The organism is Planctomycetaceae bacterium, assembly GCA_041398785.1.
Lineage (GTDB): Bacteria > Planctomycetota > Planctomycetia > Planctomycetales > Planctomycetaceae > JAWKUA01.
Map to the genome: position 1 here is coordinate 1 of JAWKUA010000043.1, position 16,631 is coordinate 16,631.

11 protein-coding genes are annotated in these 16,631 nt (G+C 60.9%); 9 read left to right on the forward strand and 2 right to left on the reverse strand.

Features of this window, described 5'->3' with window-relative positions; genetic code table 11:
- Positions 1–1,273 (forward strand): 3'-5' exonuclease (locus R3C19_26315; protein ID MEZ6063877.1); only part of this gene is annotated, 1,273 nt, incomplete at its 5' end.
- Between the two features lie 209 nt (positions 1,274–1,482).
- Complete coding sequence (thiC, locus tag R3C19_26320) at positions 1,483–3,288, forward strand: phosphomethylpyrimidine synthase ThiC (GenBank protein MEZ6063878.1); 1,806 nt, start codon at positions 1,483–1,485, stop codon at positions 3,286–3,288.
- Between the two features lie 37 nt (positions 3,289–3,325).
- On the opposite strand, the gene cysK is transcribed toward thiC, so the two are convergent.
- Both cysK and R3C19_26330 read right to left on the reverse strand, forming a co-directional pair.
- Positions 3,326–4,264 carry a cysteine synthase A gene (gene cysK, locus R3C19_26325; protein MEZ6063879.1) on the reverse strand — a complete coding sequence of 313 codons (939 nt, stop codon included), beginning with the start codon at positions 4,262–4,264 and terminating at the stop codon, positions 3,326–3,328.
- Positions 4,265–4,810: 546 nt separating this feature from the next.
- The gene (locus tag R3C19_26330) at positions 4,811–5,962 is read right to left on the reverse strand and encodes a PDZ domain-containing protein (GenBank protein ID MEZ6063880.1); all 1,152 of its coding nucleotides are present in this window, start codon (positions 5,960–5,962) and stop codon (positions 4,811–4,813) included.
- 410 nt (positions 5,963–6,372) lie between these two features.
- Here R3C19_26330 and trxA point away from each other — a divergent pair, with 410 nt between their 5' ends.
- From trxA to R3C19_26365, 7 genes are all read left to right on the forward strand, one after another.
- Complete coding sequence (trxA, locus tag R3C19_26335) at positions 6,373–6,702, forward strand: thioredoxin (protein MEZ6063881.1); 330 nt, start codon at positions 6,373–6,375, stop codon at positions 6,700–6,702.
- A 191-nt stretch (positions 6,703–6,893) separates the two neighbouring features.
- Positions 6,894–8,795: a hypothetical protein gene (locus R3C19_26340; GenBank protein ID MEZ6063882.1), complete on the forward strand. Its 1,902-nt coding sequence runs from the start codon at positions 6,894–6,896 to the stop codon at positions 8,793–8,795.
- Between the two features lie 168 nt (positions 8,796–8,963).
- Positions 8,964–10,805, forward strand: a complete 1,842-nt coding sequence (locus R3C19_26345) for a cation:proton antiporter (protein ID MEZ6063883.1) — start codon at positions 8,964–8,966, stop codon at positions 10,803–10,805.
- Positions 10,806–11,270: 465 nt separating this feature from the next.
- Positions 11,271–11,903, forward strand: coding sequence for a phytanoyl-CoA dioxygenase family protein (locus tag R3C19_26350; GenBank protein MEZ6063884.1), 633 nt, complete (start codon positions 11,271–11,273; stop codon positions 11,901–11,903).
- 1,017 nt (positions 11,904–12,920) lie between these two features.
- Entirely contained in the window at positions 12,921–13,565 is a 645-nt protein-coding gene (locus R3C19_26355; protein ID MEZ6063885.1) for a hypothetical protein, read from the forward strand.
- A gap of 603 nt (positions 13,566–14,168) precedes the next feature.
- A complete protein-coding gene (locus R3C19_26360) occupies positions 14,169–15,056 on the forward strand; it encodes an ABC transporter ATP-binding protein (GenBank protein ID MEZ6063886.1) in 888 nt (295 codons plus the stop codon).
- A gap of 60 nt (positions 15,057–15,116) precedes the next feature.
- Entirely contained in the window at positions 15,117–16,451 is a 1,335-nt protein-coding gene (locus R3C19_26365; protein ID MEZ6063887.1) for an ABC transporter permease, read from the forward strand.
- Positions 16,452–16,631 lie beyond the last annotated feature (180 nt).

Here is a 16,631-nt window from a genome sequence, read left to right on the forward strand (position 1 = left end):
CAGCGGACGTGCTTATTCTGACTTCGCAATCTTCTATCGGGTCAATGCGTTGTCGCGGTCCTTTGAAACGGCGCTGTCTCGGCATGGCGTGCCGTTTCAGGTCGCGGCCGGATATTCCTTTTACGAGCGAGCCGAAATCCGTGATCTGGTGGGATATCTGCGACTGATCGAAAATCCGGCCGACGCGTCGGCTCTGGAACGTATCATCAACCGCCCGGCTCGCGGCATCGGTGACAAGACACTGGAACGGCTGCGCAGCTTTGCGTCGAAACACGGCATCACGGTGTTCGAAGCCGCCGACCGGTGCGACGAAGTGCCTTCGCTGACAGGCCGTGCTCGCAAAGCGCTGGCTGCGTTTGTCGACCTGATTACCCGCCTGAATGAACGTTCGTCCGAAAAGGACATCGCCGGACTGATCCGCCAGTTGATCGCGGAAATCAACTATCTGTCACTGTGGAAGGATGATTACGACGAGGTCGATCAGGACCGCGCGGCCAACGTTCATGAACTGATCAACGCCGCTCGCCAGTACGAAGAACAGCAAACCGCCGACGATGAGGTTCCGTCGCTGCAGGGATTTTTGGAACTCGCCAGCCTGACCAGCGAAGCTGACAGCGTTGATGAGTCCCGCGGTTCCGTCACACTGATGACGATGCACGCCGCCAAGGGGCTGGAGTTTCCCGTGGTCTACATTGTCGGCCTGGAAAACGGTCTGATTCCGCACGAACGAGCCGTGCGGGACGGTGATCCGTCCAGCTTTCAGGAAGAACGCCGTCTGCTGTACGTCGGAGTCACGCGGGCGATGCAGCAGCTTTTTCTGACGTCGACCCGCGAACGCGACTATCGAGGGACCCGGCGCACAACCATCAGAAGCCCGTTCGCTTCCGAATTGGTGCTGGACGTGGTCTGCGAAGATGACCTGTCGATGCTTCCGCCTCCGGTGATCAGGAATGCCGACGAGCGACTTCAGAAAGCCCGCGAACGTTACCGCAACTCGCGGCACTCGGCTCAACCGGGGCTGATGTCCGCCGCGGATCTGGAACGCCGGCTCTCCATCAGCGCCGACACCACCCTTGCCGACACGGCCAGTACCGACAACGGCGGGTTTTCGTCGGGAATGACGGTTCGGCACCCTCGGTACGGTCGCGGAATTGTCGTCGACGCGTCGGGCGGTTCCGGACGAGGAACCGTCACGGTTGAATTTGAACGGGACGGTCGCCGGGAAACCTTCGTCGCCGCACGCTGCCCGCTGCAGCCGATCGGAACGGAGTGAGCGGCTTCCGGCCCGCTCGTTGCAAATCGAGTTGGTCCGACTACGATGGGCGGCGGTTGCCGAATCTGACTCGATTCCGCAGTGGCCGGAGGCCTGGTCGCCGGACTCGCCCGACTTTTCCACACTTCAAAACGGTTCCCGCGAAGATCGACTTCCGGCGAATCCGCCGACTCCGTTTGTCGCTTGAAAGAACGCAGAAGGATCTTGCAATGAGTATCGATCACATCGCCCGGGCTCAGGTATTCCTGCCGGTTATCGAAGCCGCCGACCCCGGCAGCACCGGCGCCGGAACGACTCCCGGTAGTTTCTCCGCCGCGCCGCGGATTGCTCCCGGACGCGCCGGAGCGATGACGTTTTCGTCCCGCGATACACCGGGAATGCCGGGGCCGTCAGACAAGACCGCGTGGGACTTCATGCCGACGGACTGGTCGCTGAAACCGGGATTCGAAAACGACTACGAACGCGCCGACGCATGGCAGCCGCCGGCCGGATTTGAACCGGTCACGCAACTGGAGTCTGCTCGCCGCGGAATCATCACGCCGGAAATGCTGCGAGTCGCCGACCGGGAAAGTCACCTTTCGCCGGAACAGGTTCGGGACGAAGTCGCGGCCGGACGAATGGTCATTCCGGCAAACAGAAATCACCTGAAGTTCAATCTCGATCCGATGGGCATCGGCCGCGCGTCGAAAACGAAGATCAACGCCAATATGGGAGCCTCCCCGGTTTCGTCCGGCACCGACGAAGAGGTCGAAAAGCTGCACTGGGCCGAACGCTGGGGAGCCGACACGGTGATGGATCTGTCGACCGGCGGAGACCTGGACGCCTGCCGCGAAGCCATCATCGAAAACAGCACTGTCCCGATCGGCACGGTACCGATTTATTCGATGATCATCGGCCGCAAAATCGAAGACCTCGACGCGGAAATGATCCTCGCCACTCTGCGCCACCAGGCTCAGCAGGGCGTCGACTACTTCACAATTCATGCGGGAGTGCTGAAGGAACACCTGGAACATGTTCGCGATCGCCTGATCGGCATCGTCAGCCGCGGCGGTTCGCTGCTGGCGAAGTGGATGATCCATCACGACCAGCAAAACCCCATGTACACGCTGTGGGAAGACATCTGCGACGTGATGCGAGTCCACGACGTGACCTTCAGCATCGGAGACGGACTGCGTCCCGGGGGACTGGCCGACGCGACCGACGTTGCTCAGCTTGCCGAACTGTCGGCTCTGGGAGAACTCACGGAACGAGCCTGGCGGAAGGGTGTGCAGGTCATGATCGAAGGGCCAGGCCATGTCCCGCTGGATCAGATCGAATTCAACATGAAGCTGCAGCGGCGACTGTGCCACGGTGCGCCGTTTTATGTGCTCGGCCCGCTGGTGACTGACATGTTTCCAGGCTACGACCACATCACAAGCTGCATCGGAGCCACCAGTGCCGCGTGGCACGGAGCCAGCATGCTGTGCTACGTGACTCCCAAGGAACACCTCGGTCTGCCGAAGAAGGACGACGTCAAGCAGGGCTGCATCGCGTACAAGATCGCCGCGCATTCCGCCGACGTCGCTCTGGGAATCCCCGGTTCCCGAGACCGCGACGACGAACTGACCCGCGCGCGAGCGGCGCTGAACTGGGAGAAACACTTCGAACTGAGCTTCGATCCGGACACCGCGCGAGCCTATCACGACGAAGACCTGGACGTCGACACCGACTTCTGCGCGATGTGCGGCCACGACTGGTGCAGCGTCCGTATCAGCAAGGAAATCCAGCAGTTCGCCAGCGGCAAGTCAGATCAATATCAGTGGGACAAAGCCAAAGTCACTGACGCACTGACGCCCGAGCAAAAGGAAATCCTGGAAAAACGGGGAGTGCTCAGTCCGGAAGACATCCACCGCCTGGCGACAAAGACCCGCAAAGGCATGCACGCCGACGAAGCCAGGGCCGCCTGCCACAGCGACGTCACCGACGCCGAGAAAGCTCGCCAACTGCAGATCGTCGAACTGGGTACCGGCGCGTAGGCGTGCCGAAAAACGCGATGCCGTGGAAGGCTGCGGGTCAGGACACTTCCCGAGCGTACTCGAACATCGGAGTCGACAGGTAGCGTTCACCGGAGTCCGGCAGAATGACAACGATGTTCTTGCCGGCGTTTTCGGGGCGAGCCGCGACTTTCAGCGCCGCGGCCATCGCGGCGCCGCAACTGATGCCGCAGATGATGCCTTCTTCGCGGGCAATTCGCGGAGCCATCTCGATCGCTTCTTCACCGCTGACCTGGACGACTTCGTCGATCAGGCTGGTGTCGCAGTTTTGAGGAATGAAGCCGGCTCCGATTCCCTGAATGGGATGTTTGCCGGGTTCACCGCCGGACAGCACGGGACTGGTCGTCGGCTCAACGGCGATGCTTTTGACAGGCAGGCCTTTTTCCTGTTTCAGATAGCGGCTGACTCCCGTGATTGTGCCGCCCGTGCCGACCCCCGCGACGAAGATGTCTACCTTGCCTTCAGTGTCCTCGAAGATCTCGGGGCCGGTGGTTCTGAAGTGAATCGCGGGATTCGCGGGATTGTTGAACTGCTGCGGCATGAAGAAGTTGTCCTGCTCCGCCAGCTCCGTGGCCTTGTTGATGGCACCCTTCATGCCTTCGGCGCCGGGAGTCAGGATCAGGTTGGCTCCGAACGCCTTCAGCATCATGCGGCGTTCGACGGACATCGTGTCGGGCATCGTCAGAGTCAGCTTGTATCCGCGAGCAGCACAGACGAATGCCAGAGCGATCCCCGTGTTGCCGCTGGTCGGTTCGACAACTTCCATCCCCGGCTTCAGAGCGCCGCGTTCTTCGGCATCCCAGATCATCGACGCTCCGATGCGGCACTTCACACTGTACGCGGGATTGCGGCCTTCGATTTTTGCAAGGACGTTGGCTTTCAGACCGCTGGACAGCCGGTTGATGCGGACCAGTGGAGTACGGCCAATGGAATACGTGTTGTCTGCCAGGATCGCCATGCGACTTCCTTTCTGATCTGTCGGCTCAAGTGTCTCGGATCGAACTTTTTGACCCCAAAGCGTTGCGGAGCAGGCCGTTTTACCGGCCACATCACTCCCTGACGACATGGGTCGCCGCGTCGTTGTGTGTGACTTCAGGTGGGCAACACCATACTTTGCATATCGCTTGCTGTCGACGCAACGCGACTATGCAGGTCCTGTCCCTTTGTCCGTCCGCTCGTCCGTTCTCGTTCCAGGGCAAGAGCCCTGGAACGAGAAGGAGGATGCTGGCGAAGTTGCGGGACGCTCCCGATGAGTGCGGGTTTTCCCTGCCTTGGTAGGAATGTGTCCCGTTCGATGCGGGTTTTCGCGGCGGGATTTCCGAAATAAGCAAATACCCGCTGCGTGCAATCCCCCAGCTTTTTCCCGGTGGAGACCTGTCGCAAGCGAACCTACTGAGTGGATATGCCCGAGATTTCCGGCAGTCACTGCCGAAAAACCCAGGGGAAACGGTCTCGGAAGGTTCTTTTGACCGGCAGGTTCACCGGACACGAGTCCTCGCCGAAGTCATTCGACGGGGACTTTTTTGTTGCGCGGCTCCGCATTTCCGGGCGGCTCGGCGTCATCCGGCAATGCCGGCGTCCCCGGCTCTTCGACGGGCGGATTGATGAACTCCCGCCAGCCCTTCAGATTGACCGACACTTTCTCCGGGACCATGTTTTCCAGGTCCCCTCGCCGCGACTGTCGGAACAGCCACTGATCCATGTGTTCGGTGAAGTTGCGAATGACGGTCACTTCCACCGTGTCACCAACGTCAAACGCCTTCAGCCGTTCAACCAGATCCTCGAAGTCCTTCAGTGGCGTGTCCCCCAGTCCGGTGATCAGGTCGCCTTCGTGCAGCCCGGCTGCGGCGGCCGAACCATTCCGTACGACTTCCATTAGCAGGCAACCGGGAAACGCGGGCACTGGTGACGGGCGTCCGGTGATTCCCAGAGCCACTCGTCCCCGAGCGACAACACGGCCGACACCCAGCTCATTCTGAAGCTGCTGAATATCGGCTTCCGCAAGCGTGTGGCCGTCAATCACAAAGACTCCCAGGCCAAGCTGCATGCCCTGCGGCCTGATGAGCGACGTCATCCGCCGGAACTGCCGCAGCCCTTCGCTTCCGCCGGTATAGTCTTCAGTCAGAAAGACCTTCAGTTCGTCGTTCTGGAACTGAGGCAGCATGCCGCCGAACCGGACGCCGCCGAACGGTGCCGGCCGGCGGGCCGTTTCCCGCTGAATGAGGGAACCGAGCGATTCGAGCTCCGCGGCGGCCAGGTTGACGCGAGTCTTCCAGTTTCGGTCCAGGCAATCCTTAGCCCCCTCCGCGACCAGCAGGCGATCGGACGCGCACAGCGATTCCAAAGCCTCCGACGCTGCATGAACGGCGTCCGGATCTTCGGACAGATAACGCAGTTCCAGAATTTCCAGCAGTCTGGCAGCGACTTCGGCGCTGGGATGACTGTCGGCCAGTTCCGCGATCTTTGCGATATCCTCCGTGTTCACCGACTGCAATTGCCGGGACGCGGCCAGTCGAACGGCGAAGGCTGCGTCATCCAGGTCGGCGACGAGTGCCCGAATTTTGCCATCGGCGGAAGCAGATTCACCGGCGCCGGCAGTACCGGTGCAGCACAGCAGCAGGGATACCGTCAGGATGGCTCCAGGCCATTTCGCCATGGTCATGACCTTCCGCGGACAGCTTTTGGAGATACGGGAGCGACTGCCCGGTACGCCCGCAAACCTGCAGGAATCCGGCGACATCGCCGCCATTGTCGCGGCGTCGCGAAACCGGTTCAAGACCAGCGCGGGAATACCGCGTTGCGCAGTTTCTGCCGGTTTGCGGGGCATGTCCGCAGCGTCGATCACGCGTTGACAGTCTTTCGCCGTTGTTCGATACTCTGCCACCAAATTCCGCTTGAAAAAAACGGCGATTGCGCGAAATTCCGTTCGGCCACTGTGTTGCTCGGGCGGGACGAGGACCCGGTCGGAGTGCCGGCCATGTAAGGATTTGCGCCGGCAGACGTCACAAGTCTGGCAATTCGCGGTTGTTGACAATCAATTTCACAGCATTCAGGAACACGAAACTCATGGCAGGAAACCTTCACGAATTCACGGATGCGAACTTTGAACAGGAAGTGCTGCAGGCTTCAGAACCGGTCCTTGTCGACTTCTGGGCTCCGTGGTGTGGTCCGTGCCGGATGCTGATGCCGACGGTTGAAGAACTGGCGTCGGAGTACGCCGGGAAAGTGAAGATCGGCAAGGTGAACACTGACGAGAACCAGCAAACCGCGGCAGGTTATGCAATCACCAGCATCCCCACAGTGATGCTGTTCAAGAACGGTGAGATGGTGGACAAGGTGGTCGGCGCTCCACCGAAACAGCATTTTGTGAAGATGCTTGACGGAGCCATGAGTTAGCGAACGCGGCCACCGGCGTCGTCGCATTTGCGAGCCGCCGAACGCCGGCCACGGCTGGCGCGTCTTCGTGAGATCCGGTTCCTGCGACCGAAATTCCAGGACCGGCGGCGTGAGGGTCGCGGGAAAATTTTCGGCCGCGGCATGTCGCAGCGAAATCCGGCGAGAACTGGTTTGGGAAAGGAGTCCCGAACGTGACCGACGAAAACTCAGCACCAGCGCCGGAACGGCAGGCTACAGCGCCCGCTCCGCGCGAAGTCGGTCGGTCGTTGCCAGCGTCGGATGCCGGAACTCGCGGATTGAATCGTGTTGCGGCGATGTCATCGCAGCCGGCGGGAATCGCGGATGGTGATTCCATCCCCGCCGGAGACGTCGACGCTTTGAAGGTGCTGCTGCAGGCCAGTGCGGCGGCGGAGTCACTTCAGCAGCGCTTCGCGGAACTGCGGCAGCGCCAGGCCGAGGTGAATTCCGAACGCGCGCAACTGAGCGCAGATCGTGTCGCGTTCGAAAAGCGGGCTCGGGAATTCGCGGATCAGGTCGCTTCGGAACGCGCGGCGCAGCGCGAAGCCACAGCCGACGTGGAAAACCGCTCCCGCCAAATCCGGCAGTTGCAGGAATCGCTGACCACGCAGCAGGAGGAACTGCAGACCGCTCGCGAAAACCTGAAGGCCGAACGTCAGCGCATGCAGGACGCGCTGACCGAAGAACTGGCTCGCGAAAAGGAATCGCTGCAGCGGCAACGCGAATCGCTCGAAGAACAGCGCCGGCAACTGACGGCTCGCACCGAACTGCTCGAAAAGCAGCACGCGGAAAAAGTGGAACACGTCCACGGCGTGCTGCAGACCGAACGCGATCAGATGCGCGACACAATTCGCGGGGAACTGACATCGGAACTGGATCAGTTGAACCGCGAAAGACTCGAATGGCAGCAGCAGCGCGAAGCTCAGCGGCTGGAAATTCAGGAAGCCACGGAAAACCTGCAGCAGCAGCGGGAACTGTTCGGCGAACAACTGGACGCGGAACAGTCGCGGCTTCGGGATGAAATCGAAAAACGCCGCCAGGCAGTGCTTGCGGAACAGAACAACCTGCAGCGCCGCTATCGCTTTCAGTTTGAGCATCTGGCCCGCGCGCGGGAAGATTTCGAACAGGAACTGCGGCAGTTACGCCGTGAACAGCAGTTGTTTCGTTCAGAACGGAAGACATTTGACGAACAGCACCGTCTGCGGTTTCGCCAGCTTCAGCGAATTCGATCACTGTTGCTGCAGCGCGAATCGTCCCTGTCGCGCGAACAAAAGGTCATCGACCGAAGCCGCGCGTCGGCCGGGCTGGACCTGGAACGACAAAAGGCCCGGCTGCAGGAACATCAGGACGCTGTGATGCAGGATCTGCAGTCGCGTTCGCGGCAGGTTCGCCAGCAGGAAGATCATTTTCTGGCGACCGCCCGCAAGCTGGAAGAACGTTCGCTGCATCTGCATCAACTGCGAGCTGAACTCGACGGCAAACAGCGGGACATGCTGGAACAGCGGCTGCTGCTGGAAGAAACTCAGGCAGCCCTGAAACGCCTCGGCTCCGATCAACACGTCCGCGACGCCGTTGAACAGTCGCGGACCGACCTGCAGCAGTTCTTCGAACAACTCCACGATCAGCTTCGGTCGGAACGGCGCAAACTGGATGAGCGTGCCGCTCAACTGGCCGATCAGCAGCAGGCCTTCCGCCGCGACCGCGCGGAGCTTCAGCAGTGGTTCGAAGATCGTGAACGCGAGCTTTCGACAGTCACGCCCAGTTCTCAGGAAGCGACGCTGTCGGCTCGCGTGGCGGAACTGCAGGACGAACTGATCGCCGTTCGAAAGAAGTGGAACGCCGACCGAACGGAATCCGAAGCCAGAATCCGCGATCTGCTCGATCAATTGACCGCCGCCGAGACCACGGCGTTCAATGCGGAACCGCTTCTGCTGGCAGACGATTCCGCCGACGAACTCCTCGTCGCAGATCAGGCCGGCACTGTTGCTGCACAAGGCAACGCAGACATCGATACCGCGGAATCGGAAGCGGCTGGCATCGACGCCGCTGACGACCACCACCGCAGCGCCGCGTGATTTGGCGCCGGAGTCCCCGTCCGCGCCAACTGTGCTACGATGCATCCGGCCGTCGAGTGCTCGTCGTACTATCGGCGTGCGGGTTCCAGCCATGCACTCCACCGCGCCCCAGTCACCGACCCGCGTATTGCTGACACCTGACAACTGACAACCGAAACCCGTTCCGTCGTGCCCGACGCTCCCTTGATCGAACAGTCCCCGGAATCCATTCTGCTGGCCATTGCCGCGATTTTTGTGCTGGGTGTCGGCAGTCAGTGGCTGGCATCCCGTCTGAAGGTGCCTTCAATTCTGTTGCTGCTGGCAACCGGAATTCTGGCCGGTCCGGTGCTGGGACTGATCGATCCCGACAATTTGTTTCGGGAACTGTTGCTGCCGACAGTGTCGCTGGCTGTTGCCGTTGTGCTGTTTGAAGGCAGCCTGAGTCTGCGGTTGTCTGACCTGAAAGCGATCGGCCAGCCGCTGGTGATGCTGTTGTCGGTGGGCGTCGGCGTCACGTGGATTCTGTGTACCAGTGCCGCAGTGGTCGTACTGCAGTTTGAACTGCTGCCGGCGCTGCTGTTGGGGGCGATCCTGACAGTGACCGGCCCCACAGTTATCGGCCCGATGCTTCGCGAGATTCGTCCGACCGGACAGGTCGGCCCGATTTCGCGGTGGGAAGGCATTGTCGTTGACCCCATCGGCGCTGTTCTGGCAGTGCTGGTCTTCAGCACACAGGCTGCTGTCAGAACGGAACGGTTTCAGGACGCGGTCCGGATAGCGTCCGGCGGCTTTCTGCTGACGACGCTGATCGGAATCATCGTCGGTCTGACCGCGGCGACGCTGCTGAAGGAAATGCTGCGGCGGCATCTGATTGCCGACCACCTGCAAAGCCCGTTCGCATTGATGATCGTCGTCGCTGCATTTACAGCGTCGAATGTGCTGCACCACGAATCGGGTCTGGTAACCGTCACCGTGATGGGAGTCGTGCTGGCGAATCAGCACACGATCAGCATTCGGCACATCGTCGAGTTCAAGGAAAACCTGAGCGTGCTGCTGATTTCCAGCCTGTTCATTTTGCTTTCGGCCAGGCTGAATCTTCAGGACTTCACATCGCTTGGCTGGCGAGGTCCGGCGTTTGTGGCGTTTGTCATTCTGGTCGCACGGCCGATCAGCGTCATGCTGTCGACGTTCGGCAGCGGGCTGAAGATGAACGAACGGCTGTTTCTGTCGTGGCTGGCTCCGCGAGGCATCGTGGCGGCGGCGGTCGCATCCGTCTTCGCCCTGGAACTGGGCCCCGGTACGGGTCTGGTGCCGGCGGTGTTCCTGGTCATTGTCGGCACGGTCCTGGTGTACGGGCTGACCGCCGGTCCGGTTGCACGGCGGCTGGGACTCAGCGTGTCCGATCCGCAGGGTGTGCTGATCGCCAGCGCCCATCCCGGCGCGCGAGCGATCGCGAAAGTGCTGGCGAGCCAGGGGATCGCCGTGCGTCTGGTCGACACAAACGCCTACAACCTGCGGCAAGCCAGGATGGAAGGCATGCAGACGCTGAATGCCAATGTGTTGTCGGATTCCGTACTGGAGATTCTGGATCTGGGAGGCATCGGCCGGTTGTTCGCGCTGACTCCCAACGATGAAGTCAACAGCCTGGCCTGCGATCACTTCACGGAATTGTTTGGCCGGAAGGAGGTCTATCGACTCAGCGTCAGCAGGGCGAGATCTCAGCGGCAGGACAAATCCGCCGAAGTTCTCTCCGGACGTGTGCTCTTCGACAACGCGGCCACCTACGAAGCGCTCGACCTTCGCTTCGCCGCCGGAGCGGTTGTGAAGGCGACAAAGCTGACAAACGAATTCGGCCTGAACGATCTGCTGCAGCGGTACGGCGATTCCGCGCTGATTCTGTTCGCCATCGACGACAAGGGAAAGATGATTGTCTGCACGGCCGATCTGGAAACAACCTTCCATGCCGGCCAGACAATCATCGCGCTCGTGGATGAGCAGGCGAACGACAAAGCGACGGCGACTTCCCGCTGATTCGCCGCTGAATCGGTCGCCCGCACCGGGTACCACATCTTCGAAGAAGTTGTGCGGCGCAACCGTCGGAAAGCGTTATGGGACGTTCTTCCGCCAACGCAGGCGACATTCAAAGGTCGCCGGTCAGCCGCTTCCGATCGCTGCGAAGACGTCGCGGCGCGTGGTTTCCTTTGAAGCCGGGCGTTAAAGTTTCCGGCAACCCGGTTACAGGAGCTTCCGCATGAAACAAGCCGCTGCCATGATTGATCCCGAAGAGATCATTCCGTTCATGAACATTGACCAGACGGACTTTTCGACGTTCACGCGTCCGCAACAGATTCGGCATCTGGAAGTGGAGGGCTATGTCGTGCTTCCGTCGATCCTGCCGGCGGACGTGATCGCTCGCGTGAAACAGGAAATGGCCGACGCGGAAATGTGGCACACCAGCTACAGCGAACAGCAGACGCGGTCGATGACTCAGCCGCAGTGGCTCAGCCGTACCGCGGCCGAACTGATCGGGTTTCCGCCGATGATCGACTTCCTGACAGATGTGCTGGGACCGGATATGTGTTCACGCGAGGATTCTTTCAGCGAACTCACCCCGGTTCGCCGGGCATCTCGATGCACACCGACGGCCAGCCTCACGGATCGAATCTGTTCGGCTGGGAAGGAAGCTGTCCGCGACTGCTGCGGGTTCTGTATTACCTTGACGAACTGACGCCCGACCGCGCTCCGTTCCGTTTGATTCCGCGATCGCATCTGTCGTTTCATGCCGACGCCAGTCCGTATGTGCGATACAAGTGGCATCCGGAAGAAATCACGCTTGTCTGTCCGCCGGGAACAGCCGTGATTGTGCCGTCGATGCTGCTGCACGCGTCTCACCCGAATCGGGATTCGCAGCCTCGCGAACTGCTGCAGTTCGGATATCGCCCGGCGTGGGCCGGTCCGATTCAGCCGGTCGATGAGTGGGATCCGGAACTGGTTGCGGGTGCTCCTGAGATTGCCCGGCCGTTTCTGCAAAGCCTGAACACATCCGGCCACGTCTGGGAACAGCCGCACAAGCCCCCGGGGATGAAAACGGAAGCTCCCGGCATCAACCCCAGCCGGTGGGGCGACTGACGACGGCCGAGGTGAACACATCCTTCGCGGTGCGAGTTTCGGCGAATACTGCCGAATGCAGTGATCCGGGCGAAACGACATGTCGCGCCCGTAGCGGATGGGCCGAAGTGACCTTGCCGTTCCGATCCCGTCACCGGTAGAACACAAGGCTCCTGTCTTGCTCCGGATCGGCGCCGCATGTGGTTCCCAGTGCAATTCCGAGACGTCTCCCGTGCCGCTTCGGCCGCCGAACCGCTGCGCTGCGTCAACTGCGGCGCGGAAGTTGACCATCACGACGCAGGCAACGACCGTTGCCGGAGCCGATGCTGTTCGGAATGCGAGGGCCATTCTTCGAAGTGGTCCTCCAGCGATCTGCTTGACCAAATCGCCGCGATGCCTCCCCTTCCTGACATGCCGGAACCCTTTTCGATTGCGGCCGGCGCTCTTCGCAGGGACCGGCCGCCGCCGAAACACCCGACACACCACACCGCCCGTCACGAAGCAGGATCAAACCACTTCGGAAAGTTCTGGCCAGACATCGACACAACGGAAACAAGAGCCCCGGCGGCCCGCGACCCGCAGGCGGACAAACGACAGTCACGAACCTGCAACCGACGATGAGTCCGCGGCCGCTGCGGCGGCGAAACCAGATGTTCCGCTGAATCCGACCGCGGCGAAGCCGAGATTGTCTGGGTGCCGCTGAGCATTCCGGAAACTCTGATGTCCGCCGAACCTGCCGCGGAAATGGAACCGTCGCAATCGAATGCCGAGCCTCTTGCGTCGACTGCAGAAGCCGAGACTGCTTCGACAACCGCGACGGAGTCCGAACAAACACACGTCGTCGGCGCCGTTCACGTCGATCCGCCCGGCGCCGCGCCGCTTCTCATCAGTGCGACGGAACAAAAGGATTCCGCCGGCCGCAGATCCATTCGTCGAAACCAGCAATCGAGACAACCGCTTTCTCGCCCGAATCTGCCGCGCCGACAATCGGGCACGGCGGACCGCCCGGCATCCGAGTCCATGGAAGGAACTTCAGCCGTGAAACATCATTATCGTGTCGACCGTCCGACTGCTGTGCCGGGTGACTCCGTCGAGTCCGTTCCTCAGTCGGCGGCTGGGGAAGTTTCTCCGCCTGCGGCAACGCGGCGGCGTCGATTCGACGGACCGGAACCGATTGCCGACATAACGGACACGGCCTCCGGTCGAACGCGAACACGCGGACTTCCCCATCAGTGGTACATCGACGAACGACACGATTCCCGAGGTATTCGCGGTCCGCACTATCAGGTGACGGTACCAAAGCGGTCCAACTTCACGTCGATGACCGGGCAGTTCCTGGCGTATCTGGGAGTGCTCGGCCTGACGGTCGGAACGGCGATGGTGATCTACGGGCATTTCGGCGGCTATTCAGACTACACACCAACGGGCTGGCTGGTCACAACCGCGGCTCAGATGCTGCTGTTTCTGGGTGTGATCAATCTCGTGTCCGGCGGGATCGAACAGAACAACGACGATGTGTCACAGCGCATCAATTCGCTCGGCGACCAACTGATGCGGATTCAGGAAGTGAACGAACAGCTTCTGCGAGGTCCGAAGATCTCCGCCCGACGCTATGCCGACCCGAACGCCCCGCTGGAAGAATCCGAACGAGAGTCCGTCATGGCCGACGAACGCGTTCGTTAGGCGTGCGGTCGATGAGAATCGACCCGCCAGCCAAGGGGCGCTAGCCCCGGTTCACTGCGGGCACAACCGCGGCTAGCGCCGTGCGGCTCGCGGGCAGGTGACAACTCATCCGCCGCTCACCGGTGCGGAATGGACCGCCGAGGTTCGCGGCGAGCAGCGCGACGTGAGTCCGCTTTCGCCGAGTTCGGCTGCGTTCTTTGCAATCGTCGATGACGAGTGCGGACTGACGTCGCGCAGCTCGCCGGGTGCGGAATGGACCGCCGAGGCTCGCGGCGAGCGGGACAGAGGACATGGCGATCTGGCTCCGAAGGGACGGACGTCATTTTGGGAGACCGCCTGGCGGTCGTCGCGCAGCGGAACGTGACGAGTACGGAATGCGACGCAGGTCCGCACTTACCGGATATCGAAACGGATCAGAGAACAGAAATCGTTGCGCGGGCTCCCGTCATCCGTACGTTCGCGGACGCACGGAAATTGGAGGAGTCGCCACACTCGAATGCTTGCCGGACAGCTTCCGAATGTCAGACTGCAGAAAAAGCCGCTAACAACTGCCGCCGTTGTTCGAACCAACATGGTCTCCACCTCAGAACGAAAGCACTTTGCGTGATCGATGTTTCGAACATCAGCAGGTCGTTTGGTTCCATTCGGGCCGTGGATTCCGTGTGTCTTCAGATCAATGCGGGAGAAGCGTTCGGGTTGCTGGGGCCGAATGGTGCCGGCAAGACAACAACGCTGAGCATGATGGTCGGGATGCTGAAGCCCGACAGCGGTACCGTTCGCGTTGGCGGCGCTGACCCGGCCGAAGCCTCCGCGCGGGAATCCATCGGCATCGCTCCTCAATCACTGTCGCTGTATGAAGAACTTTCCGCTCAGGAGAACCTGAAGTTTCTGGGGCAGCTCTATGGTTTTTCCGGAACCAGGCTGAAGGAACGCATCGACTGGTCGCTGGAATTCGCGTCGCTGACCGATCGCCGCGGATCGCTGGTCAGGACATTTTCCGGAGGCATGAAGCGGCGGCTGAACATGGCGGCTGCGCTGATTCATGACCCGAAGGTGATTCTGTTCGATGAGCCCACGGTCGGTGTCGACCCGCAGTCCCGCAACCATATTTTCGACTGTATCGAGCAGCTCAAGCGCGACGGGCGCACCGTGATCTACACGACTCACTATATGGAGGAAGCGGAGCGGCTGTGTGATCGCGTCGGCATCATGGATCAGGGACGAATTCTGGCGATGGATACCGTCGACAGCCTGTTAAAGCAGCACGGAGGTGAATCGGTGGTTGAGGGCGAACTGGATCCGGATTGCGAAACGTCAGCGTGTCCCGGAATTCAGGACGATCGAAAGTTTCAGTTTCGTTCACAGAATCCGCTGCGTGATGTGATGAAGGTTTCTGAATCCGGGGTGACATTCCGGTCCGTACAGATTCGGGAACCTGACCTGGAATCCGTGTTTCTGTCTCTGACCGGTCGCAATCTGCGGGATGCCTGATTGCGGCCGCGGCCGGGGAGTCCCATCCATCACATCCGTCTTCCGATTCGGCACGATCCCATGAAACGCGTTCTTGTTCTGGCATTCAAAGATCTGAAGCTCATCACGCGAGACAAGCTGGGCATGTTTTTCATGCTGGTGTTTCCGATCGTGATGGCGTTGTTTTTCGGGTCGATCATGGGAGGCTTCAGCGACGCCGGCAGCCGGTCGCTGACGGTGGCGGTAGTCGATCTCGACAGGTCAGATTTCTCCGAAAAGTTCGTCAGCGCGCTTTCGGAAAACGATTCCGTCGCAGTGACAGCGATGGAACGAGACTCGGCGATTGACAGTGTCCGAAGAGGAAAGCACGTCGGTGTGATCATTCTGCCGCCGAAATTCGGCAGGACGGCGGGAGTCTTCTGGAAGGAATCTCCCGCCATTGAAGTCGGTGTGGACCCTTCCCGGAAGGCCGAAGCGGGAATGCTTCACGGGCTGGTGATGCAATCGATGGGGCAACTGGTGATGTCTCGCTTTCAGAATCCGGCCGCACTGAAGCCGCTGATTGAGGAATCGAAGCAGCAGATTGCCGCCGACGATTCGATACCGCCGACGATGCGTCCGGTGCTGGCCACACTGATGAATTCGACTCTGGCGATGTTTGATTCGCTGGAAGCCGTCCGGCAATCGGCTGGCAGCGAAGCAGGCAGCGACGACTCGCACCTGAACCCGGCGGGCGGCGGATTTCAGTTTGCGAACGTTCGACAGATCGATGTGTCTCGCCAGGTGGAACCGGGATCTCAGGCGGCGATGCTGCAAAAGGTGCGATCGGGCTGGGACATCAGCTTTCCTCAGGCAATGGTGTGGGCGATTCTGGCCTGTGTCGCCGGCTTCGCAACTCTGATCGTTCGGGAACAGACACTGGGCACTCAGACTCGGCTGCTGGTCGCACCGGTCAGCCGTCCGCAGTTACTGGCCGGCAAGGCAGTCGCCTGCTTCATCTGCCTGGTGCTGGTGCTGACAATGATGACTCTGATCGCGTTAATCCTGGGCATGAGGCCCGAGCGGTGGGATCTTCTGGTGATGGCGATCGGTTCGATCGGAGTCTGCTTCGTGGGTCTGATGCTGCCGCTGTCGCTGCTGGGGCGAACGGAGCAGGCCGTGTCCGGAGCCGTCTGGGGCGTCTGCACCGTGCTGGCGATGTTCGGGGGCGGCATGATTCCGGTGGTCTTTATGCCGCAGTTCGTCCAGAAGCTAAGCAACTACGACCCGGTGAAGTGGGCCGTCTATTCGATGGAAGGCGCGATCTGGCGAGGCTTCACGTTTGGGGAAATGCTGCTTCCGTGCGGCATCCTGGTCGGTGTCGGCGTCGCAGCCGCGGCGCTGGGTTCGTGGATGATTTCTCGGCGGGAGATGTAGCGACCAGTGCCGCTGTTTCACCGGGCTGCTCGCGCCGGGACCATGTCGGATGCGGCAAAGGCTGCGGATCGGCAACCGCACAGTCCGTCTTTGCCCGGTGACGGATCGTGGGTTATTGTGTGCGTCCGCTGTGACGGTCGCCGGGACCGTCGCGCGTCGCCGCCGTCATTGCCACTGAAG